This window comes from Micromonospora sp. CPCC 205739, from assembly GCF_036906795.1.
Lineage (GTDB): Bacteria > Actinomycetota > Actinomycetes > Mycobacteriales > Micromonosporaceae > Micromonospora.
In genome coordinates this window covers 12,430-29,150 of the sequence record NZ_JBAKHS010000029.1, presented here as the reverse complement: position 1 = coordinate 29,150, position 16,721 = coordinate 12,430, and the positions used below count along the sequence as shown (strand labels likewise).

Sequence of the window (16,721 nt, the reverse complement as noted above, 5' to 3'; positions counted from 1 at the left end):
GGCACCGTACCGGCCGGGCGGCGCGCCGTGGGGGCTCCGCCCGGCGGGGGCGGGGGAGTGTGACAGCGTGGTCGGGTGGACAACGTCGACCTGGCCGTCGTCGGGGGTGGCGGCGCCGGTTCCCTGGTCCTCGCCGCGCTGGCCCGGCACGACCTGCGTGACCTGCGGATCGCGGTGGTGGACCCGGTCCGCAAGCGGGGCCAGGACCGCACCTGGGCGTTCTGGGCGACGCCCGGCACCGACCTGGAGCCGATGCTCAGCGCCAGCTGGCGGCAGGTGGAGGTGACCACGCCGGGCGGGCGGCGCCGGCTCGACCTGGCCCCGTTGCGGTACGCGATGCTGCGCTCCGCCCCGGTCTACGAGCGGGCCGCCGAGGCGGAGCGACGGCTGCGCGCCACCCGGGTCGACGCGGCCGTCGGCGCCCTCGACGACGACGGCGGGTCGGTGACCGTCCGGGACACCGACGGCGCGGCGCTGCTGCGGGCCCGGTGGGTGCTGGACTCCCGTCCCCGACCGCCCCGGCGGGCCGGGCGGACGAGCTGGTTGCAGCACTTCCGTGGCTGGTGGCTGGAGTCGGCCGGGCCGGTGTTCGACCCGGACCGGGCGGTGCTGATGGACTTCCGCACCCCGCAGCCGTCCCGGGGGGTCTCCTTCGGCTACGTGCTGCCGGTCAGCGACCGGTACGCCCTGGTCGAGTACACCGAGTTCTCCCCGCAGCGGCTGACGGACGCCGGGTACGACGCCGCGCTGCGCGGCTATGCCGACCTGCTCGGTCTCGACCTGAGCGCGCTGACCGTGCGGGAGGTGGAGGACGGGGTGATCCCGATGACCGACGCCCCGTTCGATCCTCGGCCGTCGGCGGGGGTGGTGCGGCTGGGCACCGCCGGTGGGGCCACCCGGCCGTCGACCGGGTTCACCTTCTCCGCCATGCACCGGCAGGCCGACGACGTCGCCCGGGCGCTGGCGGCGGGCCGGGCCCCGGTGCCCCGCCGGGCGTACCCCCGCCGGCACCTGTGGATGGACGCCGTCGCGCTGCGGGCCCTGGACCGGGGGGCGGTCGGCGGCCCGGAGTTCTTCGACCGGCTCTTCGACCGCAACCCGGCGCAGCGGGTGCTGCGGTTCCTCGACGGCGCCACCACCCCGGCGGAAGACCTGGCGGTGATGCGCTCCAGCCCGCTGCTGCCGATGACCTCGGCGGTGGTCGGTGACGCCGTCGGCCGGCTGCGCGCCCGGCTGCGTCCCGGCCCGGCGCCCGCCGCCGCGGCCCCCGACCGGGCCGGTCGGGCCGGCTCGTAGCCGGCCACCGTCGGCGCCGGCTCGCAGGCGCTCACCGTCGGGGCCGGTTCGTCGGCGGCCACCGTCCGGCCGCCGCGGCGCGGCGGGACGGCCGCGCCGAGCGGTGACGGGCGGCACCGGTAGGTTCGGCGCCATGGTGGAGGCGCAGACCGGCAGGGTCGTGGAGATCTGGACGGACGGGGCGTGCAGCGGCAACCCCGGCCCGGGCGGCTGGGGGGCGCTGCTGCGCTACGGCGACCACGAGCGGGAGTTGTGCGGCGGCGAGGCGAGCGCCACCACCAACAACCGGATGGAGCTGACCGCGGCCATCCGGGCGCTGGAGAGCCTGACCCGGCCGGTCACCGTGCGGCTGCACACCGACAGCACCTACGTGCGCAACGGCATCACCGGGTGGCTGGCCTCGTGGAAGCGCAACGGCTGGCTGACCGCGGCGAAGCAGCCGGTCAAGAACGCCGACCTGTGGCAGCGCCTCGAGGCGGCGTGCGCCCGGCACGACGTCACCTGGCTGTGGGTCAAGGGGCACAACGGGCACCCCGAGAACGAGCGTGCGGACGCGCTGGCCAACAAGGGGATGACCGAGGCGCGGGCGGCCGCGCCGCTCAGTGCTCCAGCAGGCGCTCGCGCAGGGCGGTGACCAGGGCGTCGTCGACGCCGAGCGCGTCGCGGGCGTAGCCGCGTACCGAGCCGTGCGCGGCGGTCAGGTCGGCCAGGAAGAGCTCGATGATCCGCGCGGGCGCCCGTCCGTACGCGGGCCAGCGCAGGGTGCGCCCGGGGTGCTGGGCCCGCCAGGTGGCGACCAGAGCGTCGGTGGCCAGCTCGGTGAGCGCGAAGTCCTCGGCGATCTGCCGTTCGTCGACGTCGAGCAGGGCCAGCACCAGGGCGGCGAGCAGGCCGGTGCGGTCCTTGCCGGAGGCGCAGTGGAACACCAGCGGCCCCTCGGCCGTGGCGATCGTTTCCAGCGCCTGCCGCAGCTCGGCCGTCCCGTCGGCGGCGACCTCGGCGTACCGGTCGGCCAGGTAGCGCCACGGGTCGACGGCCGGGTCGATCTCGGCCTGGTCGTAGGTGCGGTGCTCGATGCTCAGGTTGAGCCAGGTCAGGCCGTCCAGCTCGGGGACCCGGCCGCGCGCGGCGATCTCCCACGGGTAGCGCAGGTCGATGACGGTACGCACGCCGAGCGCCCGGAACCGGTCCAGGTCGTCGCCGGCGAGCCGGGCCAGCAAGTCGGACCGGTAGAGCAGCCGCCACCGGAGCGTGCGTCCGTCGGCGGCGCGCCAGCCGCCCAGGTCCCGGAAGTTGTGCAGCCGCGCGAACTCAGGGTGCCGGATCACCAGCGGCACTGTAGTGCCCGGCGTGGGCTCGCGCCGCCCCCGGACGTGGTCGGGCCCGGCCGGACGGGGCCGGCCGGGCCCGGTGCGGGCCTGAGCGTCGTCACACCTCGCTGGCCGGGTTGACCGCTTCCTCCTCGGCCGGGTCGGTGGTGCCGGAGACCGCGTCCACGTCGTAGCCGGCGCGGCTGGTGTCCCGGGCCGAGAGGTGCTCCTCGGCCGGCAGGTCCGCGAAGTCGTCGCCGGTGTCGTCCGTGCTGCGCAGCGAGTCGCCCGGCGGGCGCAGCGACGCCTCGTACGCGGGGGTGCCGTCCGGTTCGTCGGTGTCGGCCCGGTCGGTGCGCTGTTCATCCGTCATGCCGACCTACCTGCCCGCTCGGGCGACCGGCAAACACCGCCGCTCAGCGGCGGGGCCCGCGCCCGCGCCGGGCCGTCGGCCGCGCCGCGGTACGGGCCTCGCCCGCGCGGGGCCGGACCGGGGTGAGGCTCAACCCGGACCAGTGCGCCGGGTGGCGCAGCGTCGGCGGCAGCGCGGTGCGCCGGTCGCCGCGGGCCGCGTCGAGCTGCGACTGGTGCAGGAACAGCGCGCCGGACAGATCCGCGCCGCGCAGGTCGGCGCCGCGCAGGTCCGCGCCGGTCAGGTCGGCCAGCCGCAGCCGGACACCCCGCAGGTCCGCGCCGATCAGGCACGCCCCGCGCAGGTTCGCCGCGACCAGGTCCGCCCCGCGCAGGTCGGCGCCGAGCAGCGCCGCGCCCCGCCGGTCGGCGCCGGCGTGCCCGGCCCGGGCCAGCTCGCTGGCCCGCACCAGCAGCGGGTTCAGCCGCCCCCGGTACGCGTCGACGTCCACCGCGCGCAGCGCGTCGGGGTCCCCGGCGGTGAGGCGTCGGATCTCGTCCACGGCGGCGCGCAGCTCGTCGCGCAGCGCCCCGGCCGGGGTCAGCGCCAGCGCCTCGGTGAGGTACCAGAGCAGCTCGTGCAGCGGGCGTACGACGGAGAAGGTGGCGAACATGGCCGACGCGGTCGCCGGATCGTCGCGCCAGTCCCGGCCGCCGAAGGTGACCTGGGTGACGTGCTGGCCGGCGCCGAAACAGTCGAACACGGTGCAGCCGGGGAAGCCCCGCTCGCGCAGGTGCGGGTGGATGCCGCAGCGGGAGTCGGCGCGCAGGTTCGGGCAGGGCTGGCCGGCCGGCTTGTCCAGGGCGAAGTCGGCCGAGGCGGCGAAGGCCGGGGCGACGCAGCACAACCCGACGCAACGGGCGCAGTCGGCGCGCAGCTCGGCGCCGCCTCGGGGTGTTTCGGACACGCTGACCGGTCTCCCGCTGGTTGGTTCGTTTTCCGGCCGGGTCACTCGGCCCGGCCTACCCATTGTCCGTCGGCGGGGGCGCCGAGCCCGCCCGGGGGGATGTCGCTCGCCGGCCGGCCGTGGGTCGCGGGCCTGGACGACAGCGGGCGGGCGCCGATCGTCGAGCCTCCGGCCGGCGCGACGCCCGCTCCCCAGGAACGGGCGTCGCGCCGCGCCGGTCAGAAGGCGAACAACGCGCCGGTGCCGCGCAGCAGCATGCACCGGTTGCTGTACGTCTCCGACCAGGCCACCGGCCGGTCCTGCCAGAACCCCCAGGCGTGGACCGTGACCGGCGCGTACTCGAAGGTGCAGGGGCCCGGATCCACCGACAGGGCGGCCAGGTTGCCGTCCACGTGGGCCAGGGTGCGGCAGGCGGTCGCCGCGTCGGGGTGGGTGCCGCCGGTCGGCCCGCAGACCAGCACGCTGGAGCGGTCCTCGGCGGTGCCCGCCCGGTCGACGGCGAGCAGCAGCACCGACGGGCTCTCCGCGCCGGATCGGGGCGCGGCCTGCGCGGCCTGGGGGAGCAGGGCGGCCTGCGCGGTCAGGCCGGCGACGGTGAGGGCGGCGGCCGTGGCGGCGACGGCGGCGCGTCGGGCGAGGGGCATGCTGACGTCCTTCCGGTTGCGGACCCCGGGTGGGGGCCGGTGGACGGCCCGTCCGTCGTGTGGCCGGGCCGTCGAGAACCCTAGGTGGACGGTGTGAACGCGAAGCGTCACGAAGTGTTACGCCGCCCGCCCTCCGGAGGACGTCACGTGTGACAACCTGCGCCGCGGCGGGCCGGAAGGGCTCCCGCGCGCAGCGACATGGTCTCCGGCCCGACCCATGAGTTGCGTCCGTGTTGCCGGCGGTGGTCGCCGTCCCTTATGCCCGGGCCGCCGCAGCGGATCAGGCCGAACGCCAGTCGTCCGAGTGCAGGTGCGAGCCGGCCTGCGGGCCCATCAGCAGCATGCCGCCGTCCACCGGCCAGGACGCCCCGGTCACGTACGCGGCGGCGGGCGAGGCGAGCAGCGCCACCACGGCGGCGACCTCCCGCGCGTCGCCGGGCCGGCCCACCGGCACGCCCGGGCGGTCCTCGGTGAACGGGTCGACGTCCTCCTGCCCGGTCATCGGCGTGCTGATCTCGCCGGGGGCGACCGCGTTGACGGTGATCCCATCGGCGGCCAGCTCCTGCGCCATGACCCGGGTGAGCAGGCCCAGCCCACCCTTGGCCGCACAGTACGCGGCCGAGCCGACCCGGGGGGCGTGCTCGTGCACGCTGGTGATGTTGACGATCCGGCCGCCCCGCCCGGCGGCCCGCATCCGCCGGGCCGCCCGCTGGGAGCAGAGGAACGGGCCGTCCAGGTCGACCGCCAGCACCTCGCGCCACTGCTCCCAGCCGGTGTCGACGAACGGGGCGGACGCCCCGGTGCCGGCGTTGTTCACCAGCACCCCGAGCCCGCCGAGCCGGTCGGCCAGCTCGTCGACGACGGCGGCGGCCTCCGGCAGCCGGGTCAGGTCCAGTTCGGCGATCTCGCAGCGGCGGCCCAGGGCGCTGACCTCTCGGGCGGTGCGCTGCGCGCCCGCGCGGTCGCGGTGCCAGGTGATGCCGATGTCGAAGCCGGCCTCGGCGAGGGCGACGGCGCAGGCCTTGCCGATGCCGGAGTCCGCGCCGGTGACGAGGGCGATCTGGGGGTAGTTCTCGTAGCGTTGCGGCATACTCGCGCACTACCCCGCCCAGGTCGGTCCAATCCCGGCAGGTGTGCCGCGCCGCGCGGCGGGTAGCCCGCAGGTCATGGAGTTGGTCGAGGAAGCGCCGTACCGGTTCCGCATCGACCGGCACGACCCGATGCGGGTACCCGGGGTGGTGTTCGCGTCCCGGGCGCTGCTCCCCGACGCCGGGGCGGACAAGTCGCTGGAGCAGGTGGCGAACGTGGCCACTCTGCCCGGCATCGTCGGCGCCTCCTACGCCATGCCGGACGTGCACTGGGGCTACGGCTTCCCGATCGGCGGGGTCGCCGCCACCGCCGTCGAGGACGGGGGAGTGGTCTCGCCCGGTGGGGTCGGCTTCGACATCTCCTGCGGGGTGCGGCTGCTCGCCGCCGACCTGGACCGGGCCGCGCTGCGCCCGCGGCTGGACGCCGTGATGGACGGCCTGAGCGAGTCCACCCCGCGCGGCATGGGCAAGGGCGCCGTGTGGCACCTGACCGACCGGGCCGAGCTCGACGCCGTGCTCCGCGCCGGCTCCCGGTACGCCGTCGAGCGCGGCTTCGGCGTCCAGCGGGACCTGGACCGCTGCGAGGACTACGGCGCGGTGGGCGACGCGAACCCGGCCCAGGTGAGCGAGCGGGCGGTGGAGCGCGGCGCCCGCCAGGTGGGCAGCCTCGGCTCCGGCAACCACTTCCTCGAGGTGCAGGCGGTGGAGGAGGTCTACGACGAGGCCGTGGCGGGGGCCTTCGGGCTGCGCGCCGGCCAGGTCTGCGTCATGATCCACTCCGGCTCGCGCGGGCTGGGCCACCAGATCTGCACGGACTACGTCCGGGAGATGGAGAAGGTGATGCCCGGGTACGGCATCCACGTGCCCGACCGGCAGCTGGCCTGCGCGCCGGTCTCGTCCCACGAGGGCCGGGCCTACCTGGGGGCGATGGCCGCCGCGGCCAACTACGCCCGGGCCAACCGGCAGCTGCTCGCCCACGCCGCCCGGCAGGTCTTCGCCCGGGTCACCGGCTGCGACCTCGACCTGGTTTACGACATCTCGCACAACCTCGCCAAGATCGAGACGCACGAGGTGGACGGGACGCCCCGGCCGCTCTGCGTGCACCGTAAGGGCGCCACCCGGGCCCTCCCGCCGGGACACCCCGAGCTGCCCGACGACCTGCGCCCGGCCGGGCAGCCGGTCCTCATCCCCGGCTCGATGGGCACCGGCTCGTACGTGCTCACCGGCGTGGCCGGCTCGCCGGCTTGGGCGTCAACCTGCCACGGCGCTGGCCGGGTGCAGAGCCGCAAGCAGGCCACCAAGGCGGTGCGCGGGCACGACCCGCGCCTGGAGCTGGAGGCGCAGGACATCGCGGTGCGGGGCGCCAGCCGGCGCGGGCTGGCCGAGGAGATGCCGGCCGCATACAAGGACGTCACCGCCGTGGTGGCGGCGGCCGAGGGGGCCGGCCTGTGCCGGAAGGTGGCCCGGCTGGTCCCGATCGGCGTGGTCAAGGGCTGAACCGTCAGACGTCCACCGTCACCGCGCAGCGCCAGCCGGAGTCCGTGCCGGAGAACCGCAGCTCGTGCAGCGAGATCGCCTTCGGCACCGCGCCGACCAGCTCCACCGCGTCGGTGCCGACGGTGTGCCAGCGCATCCGCACCCCGTCGCCGCTCGGCAGTACCTGCGTGGCCAGCGGCACCGTGCCCTCGGTCTCCAACCGGAAGATCACCTCGTCGAGGACGCCCACCAGCAGGTCCTCGTCCCGCGCGGCCGGCAGCTCGACCGTCGTCTCGCCGTCGGCCCGGGCACCGGTGGTGTCGACGAAGGTCGCCACCAGCGCGGCGACCGCCTCGGCCAGGCAGCCCTCCCGGTCCGGCGCCCACGCCTCGATCCGCACGTCGGCGGTGTGCGGGACGGCGCGGTGCCCTCGGTCCATGCCCCGATCATGCCGCCGCCACCGGTCGCCGGCGGCCGGAACTGTCGCATCGGGACGCTACGGTGCACCCAATGATCGCTGATGACGCGGACGCCCTGGCCGTCACGTTCCACCGCATGATGCGGGCCGTTCTCGCCGCCGAACGCCCCGGTGAGGGCACCCTCGGCCACACCGTCGAGCTGGCCCGCGACTGGGGCACCGGCCGGGCCGCCGACGCCCGGCTGGCCGACGCGCTGCGTCGCCTGCACGGCGAGCCCGACGAGTCCCCGGCGACGCCGCGCTCCGACCGGGGCGCCGCGATCGGGAAGTTCGCCGCGAACGCCCGGCGGCTGCGCGAGGGCGAGCTCACCCCGGCCGAGTTCCAGCAGATCATGGACGACGACAGCGACCTCCACGGCTGAGCCCCGCCGCCGGACGACGGCCCGGGCGGGCAGCGCCGCGGGCGCAGCGCCGGTAGCCTCCGTCCGATGCGGATCACCAAGTACACCCACGCCTGCGTCCGGCTGGAACGCGACGGCCGGGTGCTGGTCGTCGACCCGGGCACCTGGAGCGAACCGGCCGCCCTCGCCGGCGCCGACGCCGTCCTGGTCACCCACGAGCACGCCGACCACATCGACGTGCTGCGGCTGGCCGGCCTCGGCGTGCCGGTCTTCGCCCCCGACGGCGCCGACCTGCCGGCCCTCTCCGCGCTGCCGGTGACCCGGGTGCGGGCCGGGCAGCGGTTCACCGCGGCCGGCTTCGCGGTCACCGCCACGGGCGGCCGGCACGCCACCATCCACGACGGCCAGCCCAACTGCGCCAACCTCGGGTACGTCGTGGACGACGAGGTCTACCACCCGGGCGACTCGCTGCACCTGCCCGGGCAGCCGGTACGGACGCTGCTGGTGCCGGCCCACGCGTCTTGGCTGAAGCTGACCGAGGCGATCGACTTCGCCCGCGCGGTCGGCGCGGCGGCGACGCACCCGATCCACGACGCCCAGGTCAACGACCGCGGGCTGGCCAGCGTCAACGGCTGGTTCGCCGAGACGGTGGGGGAGGGCTACCGCTACCTGGCCCCCGGCGAGACGGCCTGACCCGGCCGCCGACCGTCGAAGACGGGCGCCTCGGCGGTCAGCACCGCCGTGCGCGCCTCGACCCCCCACCGGTCCGCCAGCTCCGCAGTGAGGTCCGCCAGCAGCGCCGGCACGTCCCGGCCGGCCGAGTCGTGCAGCGCCTCGGCCACCACCAGGACGCTGCCGGTCGCGTCGCGCACCGCCGACCAGCCGCTCTGCCGGTGGGTCCAACGCCGGGAGTGCGCTCGCCCCGCCCGGTCGGCGAAGATCACCTCACTGGGCCCCGGGTGCTCGACGTCGCCGGCGAGGGTCACGTACTCCTCCGCGCCGGTCGCGGGCCGGACGGTCAGGTCGCCGTCGATCCGCGTCACGTCCAGCACCGCGACCGGGATCGCGTACGCCAGCGAGAGCGCGTTGCAGAGGTCGACCAGCGGGTGCAGCCGGGCAGCTCCCCGTCCCGGCGGAACCGGCGCAGCAGCGACTCGGCGGCGCACCGGTAGCGGGTCGGCGGCAACCCCATCGCGGCGAAGGCGCGCCGCCACGCCCGGATCTCGGGAAAGCCGCTCTCGGCGCCGCCGGCCAACCGCTGCCGCGCCCGGCCGGTGAAGTCCGCGACCCGGTCGTCCGCTCCGACGCCCGCGGTGATGCCGTCGGCGGTCAGCACGCCGGCGACCAGCGTCGGATGGGCCGCCCGGACGGCGGCGACGTGGTGGAAGCGCATGAAACTCCTACCTCTCGGCGAACAGCAGGGAGACGCCGAGCGCGACGAACGACCCGGCGAAGGCGCGCCGCAGCCAGTCGGTCAGCCGGGGCCGGGCCAGCACCCGGTCGCGGACCGTGCCGGCGAAGCTGCCGTACAGCGCGAACACCACGAAGGTGATCAGCATGAACACGGCGCCGTGGGCGAGCATCCGGGCGGACGCCCCGGGCCCGCCGGCCGGCACGAACTGCGGCAGGAACGCCACGAAGAACAGGGTCGGCTTGGGATTGAGCAGGTTGACCAGCACCGCCGCCGCCCTGCTGGCCTTCCTCGCCCGCCGCGAGGTGCTGGTCGGGTTGACGCTCGTCGCCGGCGCGCCGGGCCTCATCGGGTGGGGCGTCGCCCACATCGCCATCGACGACGTCCTCGTCGGGGTGGCGCTCATCGTCCTGGCGGTCATGCTGGCGGTCTCCGGGATCGCCGTCATCGCCCGCCGCGACGTGCTGGGCCGGGTCGCGCTGGTCGGCGCCGGACTGGCCGTCGCGGGGGCCGGGCTGGCCAACATCGCCAATGGCGACGTGCTGCTCGGCATGGGCGGCGTCGGCTGCGGGGCCGCCATCGCCGCGAGGATCGGCCGCTCGCTGACCGAGGGGAGCGCCGCCGACGGGTGGCGCGGCTGGTGGCGACACATCACCGAGGACCGGCGCGGGGCGGTGCCCGCCGACGCCGCCTCTTCAGCGGGCCTCGCCGACGCCGCGCCGTCGGTGACCGCGAGGCCCGCCCCGGCCGGGGTGCCCCGCCCCCGCCCGGCCCGCCCGGCCGCCCGGCGATCCCGCAAGCGGCGCCGCTGAGCCCGACCGGCGTGAGCACCGCCCCGACCGGTGGCGCGCTGGTTTGCGGCGTGTCGGGGTAACGGCGGGCGGGGACAGCCCGACACGCCGCAGACAGCGCGGGGCACCCGGCGACCCCGCAAGCAGCGCCGCTGGCCCGGACCGGCGTGGGCGACGCCCGCCCGGGTGGAGCGCGCTGGTTTGCGGCGTGTCGGGGTGACGGCCGGCCGGGACACCCCGACACGCCGCAAAATGGCGCGGGGTCAGGCGGCGGCGGGGCTCGTCGTGCGGTAGATGCCGGTGAGCCAGACGTCGAGCAGCACGTCCACCACGTCGCGTTCGGCGACGGCCGGTCCGTCGCCGGCGAAGGTCGCGTACCAGACCCGCTCGTTCATCGAGTTCAGCGCGATCGCCAGGTCCCGGGCGGGCACGCCGGGCGGCGCGGCGCCCCGGCGGCGTTCCGCCTCGATGGCGGCCTCGACCGCCTGCACCCAGCGTTCCAGCACCCGGGCCCAGAGCCGGCGTACCTCGGCGTTGGTGCCGCGGACCTCGGCGCAGGCCAGCACCACGGCCCGGTGACCGCCGAAGGTGGCGTGGAACCGGCTGATCAGCTCGCGCCACCGGGCCCGCGGGTCCTCCGCCAGGTGGACCAGCACATCGCCGGCGGCGGTGTCGGCCTCCTCGGTGACCCGGTCCAGCAGGGTGAGCAGCACCGCGTCCTTGGAGGGGAAGTAGAAGTAGAACGTCGGCCGCGAGATGCCGGCGCCCCGGGCCAGGTCGTCGATGGAGATCTCGCCGAAGGCGCGCTGCTCCAGCAGCCGCTCGGCGGTGGCCAGGATGGCCAGCTCGCGGTCGTCGCCCGCGGACCGTCCGGCCCGCCGTCCGCGCCCGGGCGCGGCGCCGGTGGGGGTACGGGCGGTCGTCATGAACGCCGATGTTACACGCGCTCGACAGGGTGTCGATTGGACTCGACAGAGTGTTGACGGGTGTCGACGGTGGTGGATAGGGTCCGTCCACCGCCTCAGCCAGGGAGATGCCATGGCTTCCGACCACGTCGACGTGCTCATCGTCGGAGCCGGCCTGTCCGGCGTCGGCGCCGCCTGCCACCTGCGGCGCAACTGTCCGGACAAGACGTACGCGGTGCTCGAGGCGCGCGGCGCGATCGGCGGCACCTGGGACCTCTTCCGCTACCCGGGCGTCCGCTCCGACTCGGACATGTTCACCCTCGGCTACTCCTTCAAGCCGTGGACCGACCCGAAGGCGATCGCCGACGGCGACTCCATCCGCCGCTACGTGCGCGAGACCGCCCGCGAGTACGGCGTCGAGGAGCACATCCGCTTCCACCACCGGGCGATCCGCGCCGAGTGGGACAGCGCGAGCGCCCGCTGGACCGTCCACGCGCACCGCGACGACACCGGCGAGGATGTCGTGCTCACCTGCGCGTTCCTCTTCACCTGCTCCGGCTACTACCGCTACGACGCCGGCTACACCCCCGAGTTCCCCGGGGTCGAGCGGTTCACCGGCCGGCTGGTGCACCCGCAGCACTGGCCCGAGGACCTCGACCACACCGGCAAGCGGGTGGTGGTGATCGGCAGCGGCGCCACGGCGGTCACCCTGGTCCCGGCGATGGCCGAACGCGCCGCCCACGTCACCATGCTCCAGCGATCGCCCACGTACGTCATCTCGCTGCCGTCGCGCGACGTGATCGCCGACGCGCTGCGGCGCTGGCTGCCGGCGAAGGCCGCGTACCCGGTGGTGCGGTGGAAGAATGTGCTGCTCGGCACGGCCAACTTCCAGCTCAGCCGGCGCGCCCCGAAGCTGGTCCGGTCGTTGCTGCTGCGGGCGGCCCGGGGACGGCTGCCGGTCGGCTACGACGTCGACCGGCACTTCTCGCCCCGCTACGACCCGTGGGATCAGCGGCTCTGCGTGGTGCCCGACGGTGACCTGTTCGACGCGGTGAAGGCCGGCCGGGCATCCGTGGTCACCGACACCGTCGACACCTTCACCGAGCGGGGTGTGCGGCTGGGCTCCGGCGAGGAGCTACCGGCCGATGTCGTCGTCACCGCCACCGGGCTCAACCTGCTCGCCTTCGGCGGGATGACGCTCGCCGTGGACGGCGCCGAGGTCGACCTGGCGCAGGCCGTGGCGTACAAGGGGATGATGCTCTCCGGGGTGCCGAACTTCGCGATGACCATCGGCTACACCAACGCCTCCTGGACCCTCAAGGCCGATCTGGTCGCCACCTATGTCTGCCGGCTGCTGCGTCACCTCGACGCCACCGGCCAGCAGATCGTCACCCCGGTCGCGCCGCGCTCCGGCGAGCTGGTGCCGCTGATCGACCTCAAGTCCGGGTACGTGCTGCGCAGCGTCGACGCGCTGCCCAAGCAGGGCGCCCGCGCCCCCTGGCGGCTGTACCAGAACTACGCCCGCGACGTGCTGCTGATGAAGCGCGGCCGGCTCGTCGACGAGGGGGTCCGGTTCTCCCGGGCCACGCCGGCCGCCGCCGGCAGCCGCACCGCCGAGGCCCCGGTCGCCTGACCCGGGCTCCACCCCCCGCACCGCAGAAGGAGAACGCCGTGCGAAGGTTCGTCTTCCCCGCCGGGACCGCCGTGGTCACCGGCGCCGCCAGCGGGATCGGTGAGGCGCTCGCCCACGGGCTGGCCCGGCGCGGCACCGACCTGGTGCTGCTCGACCGGGACGCCGACCGGCTCGACGCCGTGGCCGCGGCGATCCGCGCCGCGCACCCCGACCGCCAGGTCGACACGCACCTGGTCGACCTGGCCGACCCGGCCGCCACCGACCGGGTCGCCGCGGAGATCCGGGCCCGGCACCCCCGGATCCGGCTGCTGGTCAACAACGCCGGGGTGGCCCTCGGTGGACGGTTCGACCAGGTCACCCTCGACGAGTTCAACTGGGTGATCGACATCAACTTCCGGGCGGTGGTGCGGCTGACCCACGCGTTGCTGCCGACGCTGAAGGCCGAGCCCGGCGCGCACCTGGTCAACATCTCCAGCCTCTTCGGACTCATCGCCCCCGCCGGCCAGGCCGCCTACTCGGCCAGCAAGTTCGCGGTGCGCGGCTTCACCGAGGCGCTGCGCCACGAGCTGCTCGACGACGGCGTCGGGGTGACCTCGGTGCACCCCGGCGGCATCGCCACCCGCATCGCCCGCAACGCGCGCATCGGCAGCGGCGTCGCCCCCGAGGAGTACGAGACCGGGCTGCGGCAGTTCGAGAAGCTGCTCTCCATCCCGCCGACCAAGGCCGCCGAGGTGATCCTGCGCGGCGTCGAGCGGCGGCGCGGCCGGGTGCTGATCGGCTGGTCGGCGAAGCTGCCCGACCTGCTGGCCCGGGTCGCCCCCGCGTCGTACCACCGGGTGCTGGTGGCCGGGCTCAACCGGGGCGCCGCCGACCCGGCGCGCCAGGCCGGCCGGACGCCCGCCGCCGGCACGCCGGAGCTGTCCACGGGGGAGCGGGCATGAGCGCCGCGACCGACCCGCGTCCCCGGCACGTCACGGTGAACGGGCGGCGGGTCCGCCACCGGGTCGACGGCGACGGGCCGCCGGTGGTGCTGCTGCACGGCATCGGGCGTACCCTGCGCGACTTCACCGAGCAGCACGAGCTGCTCGCCCGCGGCTTCCGGGTGCACAGCGTCGACCTGCCCGGGTACGGCGGGTCGCTGCCGATGGCCGAGCCGTGCACCCTGCCGGCGCTGGGCCGCTTCGTCGGGCACTACCTCGACGCGGTCGGCGTCGATGAGCCCGCGCACCTGGTCGGCAACTCCCTCGGCGGGGCCGTCGCGATGCGCTTCGCCGCGGCCGAGCCGGCCCGGGTGGCCAGCCTCGCGCTGGTCAACAGCGCCGGGTTCGGCCAGGAGGTCGCCGTCGTCCTGCGGGTGCTCGCGCTGCGCCCGTTCGGCCGGCTGCTGCTGCGCCCCAACCGGTCCATGGCCCGGCGCGTCGAGCGTTCCCTCTTCCACGACCCGGCGTTCGCCACCGAGGAGCGGATCGCGTACGCGCTGGAGGTGGCCCGCCAGCCGTACGCGGCCCGGGTGATGCTGGAGACGTGTCGCAGCCTGGGCACCTTCCGGGGCGTCCGTCCGCAGTGGCGGGAGGAGCTGCTGGCGGAGGTGGCCCGGCTCGACGTGCCGACCCTGATCGTCTGGGGCGACCGGGACCTCATCCTGCCCGCCGGGCACCTCGACGCCGCGCGGGCCCGGCTGCCCCGGGCCCGTACCCACCTGTTCACCGACTGCGGGCACATGCCGCAGATCGAGCGGGCCGAGGAGTTCCACCGGCTGCTGGTCGACTTCTGGGCCGCCGCCGAGGCCGGTGACCTCGCCGACGGGGTCGTCGTGCAGCGGCCGGCGGTGATTGAGGCCGGCTGACCCGCGTCCGACGCCGGTCCGGCCGGAGGCTACCGGGCCTCCGTGCCGGCCGGTGCCGGTGCCGGCCGTTTGACCGGTGCGCGCTGGGCGGGTACGCGCGGCGGGGCGGTGCCCTCCAGCACCGCGAGGTCCGCCTCGACGGCGGTCGGCAACCGTCGGCGCTGCCGCGCCACCCAGCCGAGCTGTCGCGCCGCGTCGAGCAGGCCGGGTCGGCGGTCCGGGTCCCGCCAGGTCTGGCGGACCACCCCGGCGACCACCCGGGGCGGCCGGCGCAGCGCCGCGGTCAGCACCCGGTTGCGCGCCTCCTGCCGGTGCCGGGCCCGGCGGTCCCGCCCGGCCGGCAGCGGCAGGTGGTGCACCACCAGCTCGGGGACGTACGCCAGGTGCCAGCCGGCGGCGGCCAGGTCCATCGCCAGCAGCGCCTCCTCGCCGTAGGTGCCCAACCGGCCGGCGAACCCGCCGACCTGGGTGAACGCGGCGCGGCGCAGCACCGCCGCGCAGGCCAGGAAGCCCAGCACCGCCGGTCCCGGCGCGCCCGCCGGGGTGCCCAGCGGCGCCCGCGCCATCTCGGCGGAGACCGGGTCGAGCCGGGCCTCCGCGCCGACCCGCACCTGTGCGGTCAGCAGCCCGGTACGCGGGTGCGCCCGCAGGATCTCCGCCGCCCGCTCCAGCGATCCCGGCGCCCAGTAGGAGTCGTCGTCGGCGAAGGCCACGAACGGGGTACGGGCCAGCGCCACCCCGGCGTTGCGGGCGGCGCCTGCGCCCAGGTTGGCGGCGAGCGGCACCACCCGTACCTCGGGGAACGCCGCCGCGACGGCCTGCGGCGTGCCGTCGTCGGAGCCGTTGTCCACCACGATCACTTCTCCGGTGTGCCGGCGCAGCACGTCGAGCAGCTGTGCGCGCCGGTCCCGGGTGGCCACCACCACCGTCACGTCCGTCGTCATGGCCGCCCTGGTACCCCGATCCGGGTGACTCACGCGGTCAGCCGTGCAATTCCCACCAACGCCGGGGTACGACGCCGACGGTGCGGGAAAGCCGGGTCATGCGTGGCGACGAGGTGACCCTGTTTCTCGGCGGCGACGTGATGACCGGTCGCGGCATGGACCAGATTCTGGCCCGGCCGGGACCGTCGGAGCTGCGGGAACCGTTGATGCTCGACGCGCGCCGGTACGTGGACCTGGCCGAGTCTGCGTCCGGGCCGATCCCGCGCCCGGTCCCTGCGGACTGGCCGTGGGGGGAGGCGGTGCGGCTGCTGAACGACCTGCGACCCGACGTGCGGATCGTCAACCTGGAGACCTCGGTGACCGATCGGGGCGAGTTCGCCGTCGGCAAGGAGATCCACTACCGGATGCACCCGGAGAACCTGTCCTGCCTCACCGCCGCCCGGCTGGACGTCTGCGCCCTGGCCAACAACCACGTGCTCGACTTCGGGCCGCGCGGGCTCGCCGACACCCTCGACGGGCTGCGCCGGGTCGGCATCACGCCGGCGGGGGCGGGCCGGGACGCGGCGGAGGCCTGGCGGCCGGCCCGGGTCGACCTGGGTACCGGCCGCCGGCTGCTGCTCTGGTCGGTGGGCACGCCGTCCGCCGGGGTCCCGCCGTCCTGGGCGGCCACCGACGGGCGGCCCGGGGTGGCGTACCTGCCGGAGATCAGCGAGGCCACCGCCGACGCGCTCGCCGAGCGGGTGGCCGGTGAGGCCGGGCCGGGCGACCTGGTGGTGGTCTCGGTGCACTGGGGATCGAACTGGGGCTACCAGGTGCCGGCGGAGCAGGTCGACTTCGCCCGCCGGCTGGTGGCGGCCGGGGTGCACCTGGTGCACGGCCACTCCTCGCACCATCCCCGGCCGATCGAGGCGTACCGGGGCGGGCTGATCCTGTACGGCTGCGGCGACCTGCTGGACGACTACGAGGGCATCGGCGGGCAGGAGTCGTTCCGCCCCGAGCTGCGGTTGCTGCACCTGCCCACGTTCGGCGCGGACGGGCTGGCCCGGCTGCGCCTGGTGCCGGTACGGATCCGCCGGATGCGGCTGGAGCCGGCGGCGCCGGCCGAGGCCCGCTGGCTCGCCGACCTCCTCGACCGCCTCGGCGCGCCGTACCGGACCCGGTTCCGCCTCGGCGACGACGGCCTGATCGCGCTCGACCCGGCCCGGACCGCCTGACGCCCGCGGCCGGCTGCCCCGCTGT

Annotated in this window: 21 protein-coding genes; 10 read left to right on the top strand and 11 right to left on the bottom strand. The window is 76.0% G+C overall.

Annotated elements, in window-relative coordinates; genetic code table 11:
• Nucleotides 1-75: 75 nt before the first annotated feature.
• Together V6U88_RS27625 and rnhA are read left to right on the top strand one after the other, a co-directional pair.
• A complete protein-coding gene (locus V6U88_RS27625; protein WP_334457407.1) occupies nt 76-1,296 on the top strand; it encodes a lycopene cyclase family protein in 1,221 nt (406 codons plus the stop codon).
• 133 nt (nt 1,297-1,429) lie between these two features.
• A complete protein-coding gene (gene rnhA, locus V6U88_RS27620) occupies nt 1,430-1,930 on the top strand; it encodes a ribonuclease HI (protein ID WP_334457404.1) in 501 nt (166 codons plus the stop codon).
• Here the strand turns inward: rnhA and V6U88_RS27615 are convergent.
• The 5 genes from V6U88_RS27615 to V6U88_RS27595 form a co-directional block, all read right to left on the bottom strand.
• On the bottom strand, nt 1,896-2,624 hold the full coding sequence (locus V6U88_RS27615) for a tyrosine-protein phosphatase (RefSeq protein ID WP_334457402.1): 729 nt from the start codon (nt 2,622-2,624) through the stop codon (nt 1,896-1,898). The genes rnhA and V6U88_RS27615 overlap by 35 nt on opposite strands.
• 100 nt (nt 2,625-2,724) lie before the next feature.
• On the bottom strand, nt 2,725-2,979 hold the full coding sequence (locus V6U88_RS27610) for a hypothetical protein (protein ID WP_334457400.1): 255 nt from the start codon (nt 2,977-2,979) through the stop codon (nt 2,725-2,727).
• A 43-nt stretch (nt 2,980-3,022) separates the two neighbouring features.
• Nucleotides 3,023-3,925 (bottom strand): pentapeptide repeat-containing protein, encoded by a 903-nt coding sequence (locus V6U88_RS27605; RefSeq protein ID WP_334457398.1) that lies wholly within the window; start codon nt 3,923-3,925, stop codon nt 3,023-3,025.
• A 218-nt stretch (nt 3,926-4,143) separates the two neighbouring features.
• On the bottom strand, nt 4,144-4,569 hold the full coding sequence (locus tag V6U88_RS27600) for an SSI family serine proteinase inhibitor (RefSeq protein WP_334457396.1): 426 nt from the start codon (nt 4,567-4,569) through the stop codon (nt 4,144-4,146).
• Nucleotides 4,570-4,849: 280 nt separating this feature from the next.
• Nucleotides 4,850-5,659: an SDR family oxidoreductase gene (locus tag V6U88_RS27595; RefSeq protein ID WP_334457394.1), complete on the bottom strand. Its 810-nt coding sequence runs from the start codon at nt 5,657-5,659 to the stop codon at nt 4,850-4,852.
• Between the two features lie 76 nt (nt 5,660-5,735).
• Here V6U88_RS27595 and V6U88_RS27590 point away from each other — a divergent pair, with 76 nt between their 5' ends.
• Nucleotides 5,736-7,154 (top strand): RtcB family protein, encoded by a 1,419-nt coding sequence (locus tag V6U88_RS27590; RefSeq protein ID WP_334457393.1) that lies wholly within the window; start codon nt 5,736-5,738, stop codon nt 7,152-7,154.
• 4 nt (nt 7,155-7,158) lie between these two features.
• Here the strand turns inward: V6U88_RS27590 and V6U88_RS27585 are convergent, their stop codons facing one another.
• The gene (locus V6U88_RS27585) at nt 7,159-7,572 is read right to left on the bottom strand and encodes an archease (protein WP_334457390.1); all 414 of its coding nucleotides are present in this window, start codon (nt 7,570-7,572) and stop codon (nt 7,159-7,161) included.
• A gap of 71 nt (nt 7,573-7,643) precedes the next feature.
• On the opposite strand from V6U88_RS27585, the gene V6U88_RS27580 reads away from it, so the two are divergent.
• Together V6U88_RS27580 and V6U88_RS27575 are read left to right on the top strand one after the other, a co-directional pair.
• Nucleotides 7,644-7,973 (top strand): hypothetical protein, encoded by a 330-nt coding sequence (locus V6U88_RS27580; RefSeq protein WP_334457389.1) that lies wholly within the window; start codon nt 7,644-7,646, stop codon nt 7,971-7,973.
• A 66-nt stretch (nt 7,974-8,039) separates the two neighbouring features.
• Nucleotides 8,040-8,645, top strand: a complete 606-nt coding sequence (locus V6U88_RS27575; RefSeq protein WP_334457387.1) for an MBL fold metallo-hydrolase — start codon at nt 8,040-8,042, stop codon at nt 8,643-8,645.
• Here V6U88_RS27575 and V6U88_RS27570 read toward each other — a convergent pair.
• From V6U88_RS27570 to V6U88_RS27560, 3 genes are read right to left on the bottom strand one after another with little or no spacing between them, the layout of a single operon-like run.
• Nucleotides 8,618-9,004, bottom strand: a complete 387-nt coding sequence (locus V6U88_RS27570; RefSeq protein ID WP_334457385.1) for a phenylalanine--tRNA ligase beta subunit-related protein — start codon at nt 9,002-9,004, stop codon at nt 8,618-8,620. The two genes, V6U88_RS27575 and V6U88_RS27570, sit on opposite strands and share 28 nt — an antisense overlap.
• Nucleotides 8,992-9,345 carry a hypothetical protein gene (locus V6U88_RS27565; RefSeq protein WP_334457383.1) on the bottom strand — a complete coding sequence of 118 codons (354 nt, stop codon included), beginning with the start codon at nt 9,343-9,345 and terminating at the stop codon, nt 8,992-8,994. Before V6U88_RS27565 ends, V6U88_RS27570 begins: the two co-directional genes overlap by 13 nt.
• Before the next feature lie 7 nt (nt 9,346-9,352).
• On the bottom strand, nt 9,353-9,631 hold the full coding sequence (locus tag V6U88_RS27560; protein WP_334457381.1) for a LysE family translocator: 279 nt from the start codon (nt 9,629-9,631) through the stop codon (nt 9,353-9,355).
• On the opposite strand from V6U88_RS27560, the gene V6U88_RS27555 reads away from it, so the two are divergent.
• Nucleotides 9,621-10,175, top strand: coding sequence for a hypothetical protein (locus tag V6U88_RS27555; RefSeq protein WP_334457379.1), 555 nt, complete (start codon nt 9,621-9,623; stop codon nt 10,173-10,175). The two genes, V6U88_RS27560 and V6U88_RS27555, sit on opposite strands and share 11 nt — an antisense overlap.
• A 242-nt stretch (nt 10,176-10,417) precedes the next feature.
• Here the strand turns inward: V6U88_RS27555 and V6U88_RS27550 are convergent, their stop codons facing one another.
• Nucleotides 10,418-11,080, bottom strand: a complete 663-nt coding sequence (locus tag V6U88_RS27550; protein WP_334457377.1) for a TetR/AcrR family transcriptional regulator — start codon at nt 11,078-11,080, stop codon at nt 10,418-10,420.
• Between the two features lie 112 nt (nt 11,081-11,192).
• On the opposite strand from V6U88_RS27550, the gene V6U88_RS27545 reads away from it, so the two are divergent.
• The 3 genes from V6U88_RS27545 to V6U88_RS27535 are packed head-to-tail and all read left to right on the top strand — an operon-like array spanning nt 11,193 to nt 14,538.
• Nucleotides 11,193-12,692, top strand: coding sequence for a flavin-containing monooxygenase (locus V6U88_RS27545; protein WP_334457376.1), 1,500 nt, complete (start codon nt 11,193-11,195; stop codon nt 12,690-12,692).
• A gap of 38 nt (nt 12,693-12,730) precedes the next feature.
• A complete protein-coding gene (locus V6U88_RS27540) occupies nt 12,731-13,633 on the top strand; it encodes an SDR family NAD(P)-dependent oxidoreductase (protein WP_334457374.1) in 903 nt (300 codons plus the stop codon).
• Nucleotides 13,630-14,538: an alpha/beta fold hydrolase gene (locus V6U88_RS27535; RefSeq protein WP_334457373.1), complete on the top strand. Its 909-nt coding sequence runs from the start codon at nt 13,630-13,632 to the stop codon at nt 14,536-14,538. Before V6U88_RS27540 ends, V6U88_RS27535 begins: the two co-directional genes overlap by 4 nt.
• A gap of 29 nt (nt 14,539-14,567) precedes the next feature.
• Here V6U88_RS27535 and V6U88_RS27530 read toward each other — a convergent pair whose 3' ends face one another.
• Nucleotides 14,568-15,482: a glycosyltransferase family 2 protein gene (locus V6U88_RS27530; protein WP_334457372.1), complete on the bottom strand. Its 915-nt coding sequence runs from the start codon at nt 15,480-15,482 to the stop codon at nt 14,568-14,570.
• An 80-nt stretch (nt 15,483-15,562) separates the two neighbouring features.
• Between V6U88_RS27530 and V6U88_RS27525 the strand changes: the two genes are divergently transcribed.
• On the top strand, nt 15,563-16,696 hold the full coding sequence (locus V6U88_RS27525; RefSeq protein WP_334457371.1) for a CapA family protein: 1,134 nt from the start codon (nt 15,563-15,565) through the stop codon (nt 16,694-16,696).
• Nucleotides 16,697-16,721: the final 25 nt, after the last annotated feature.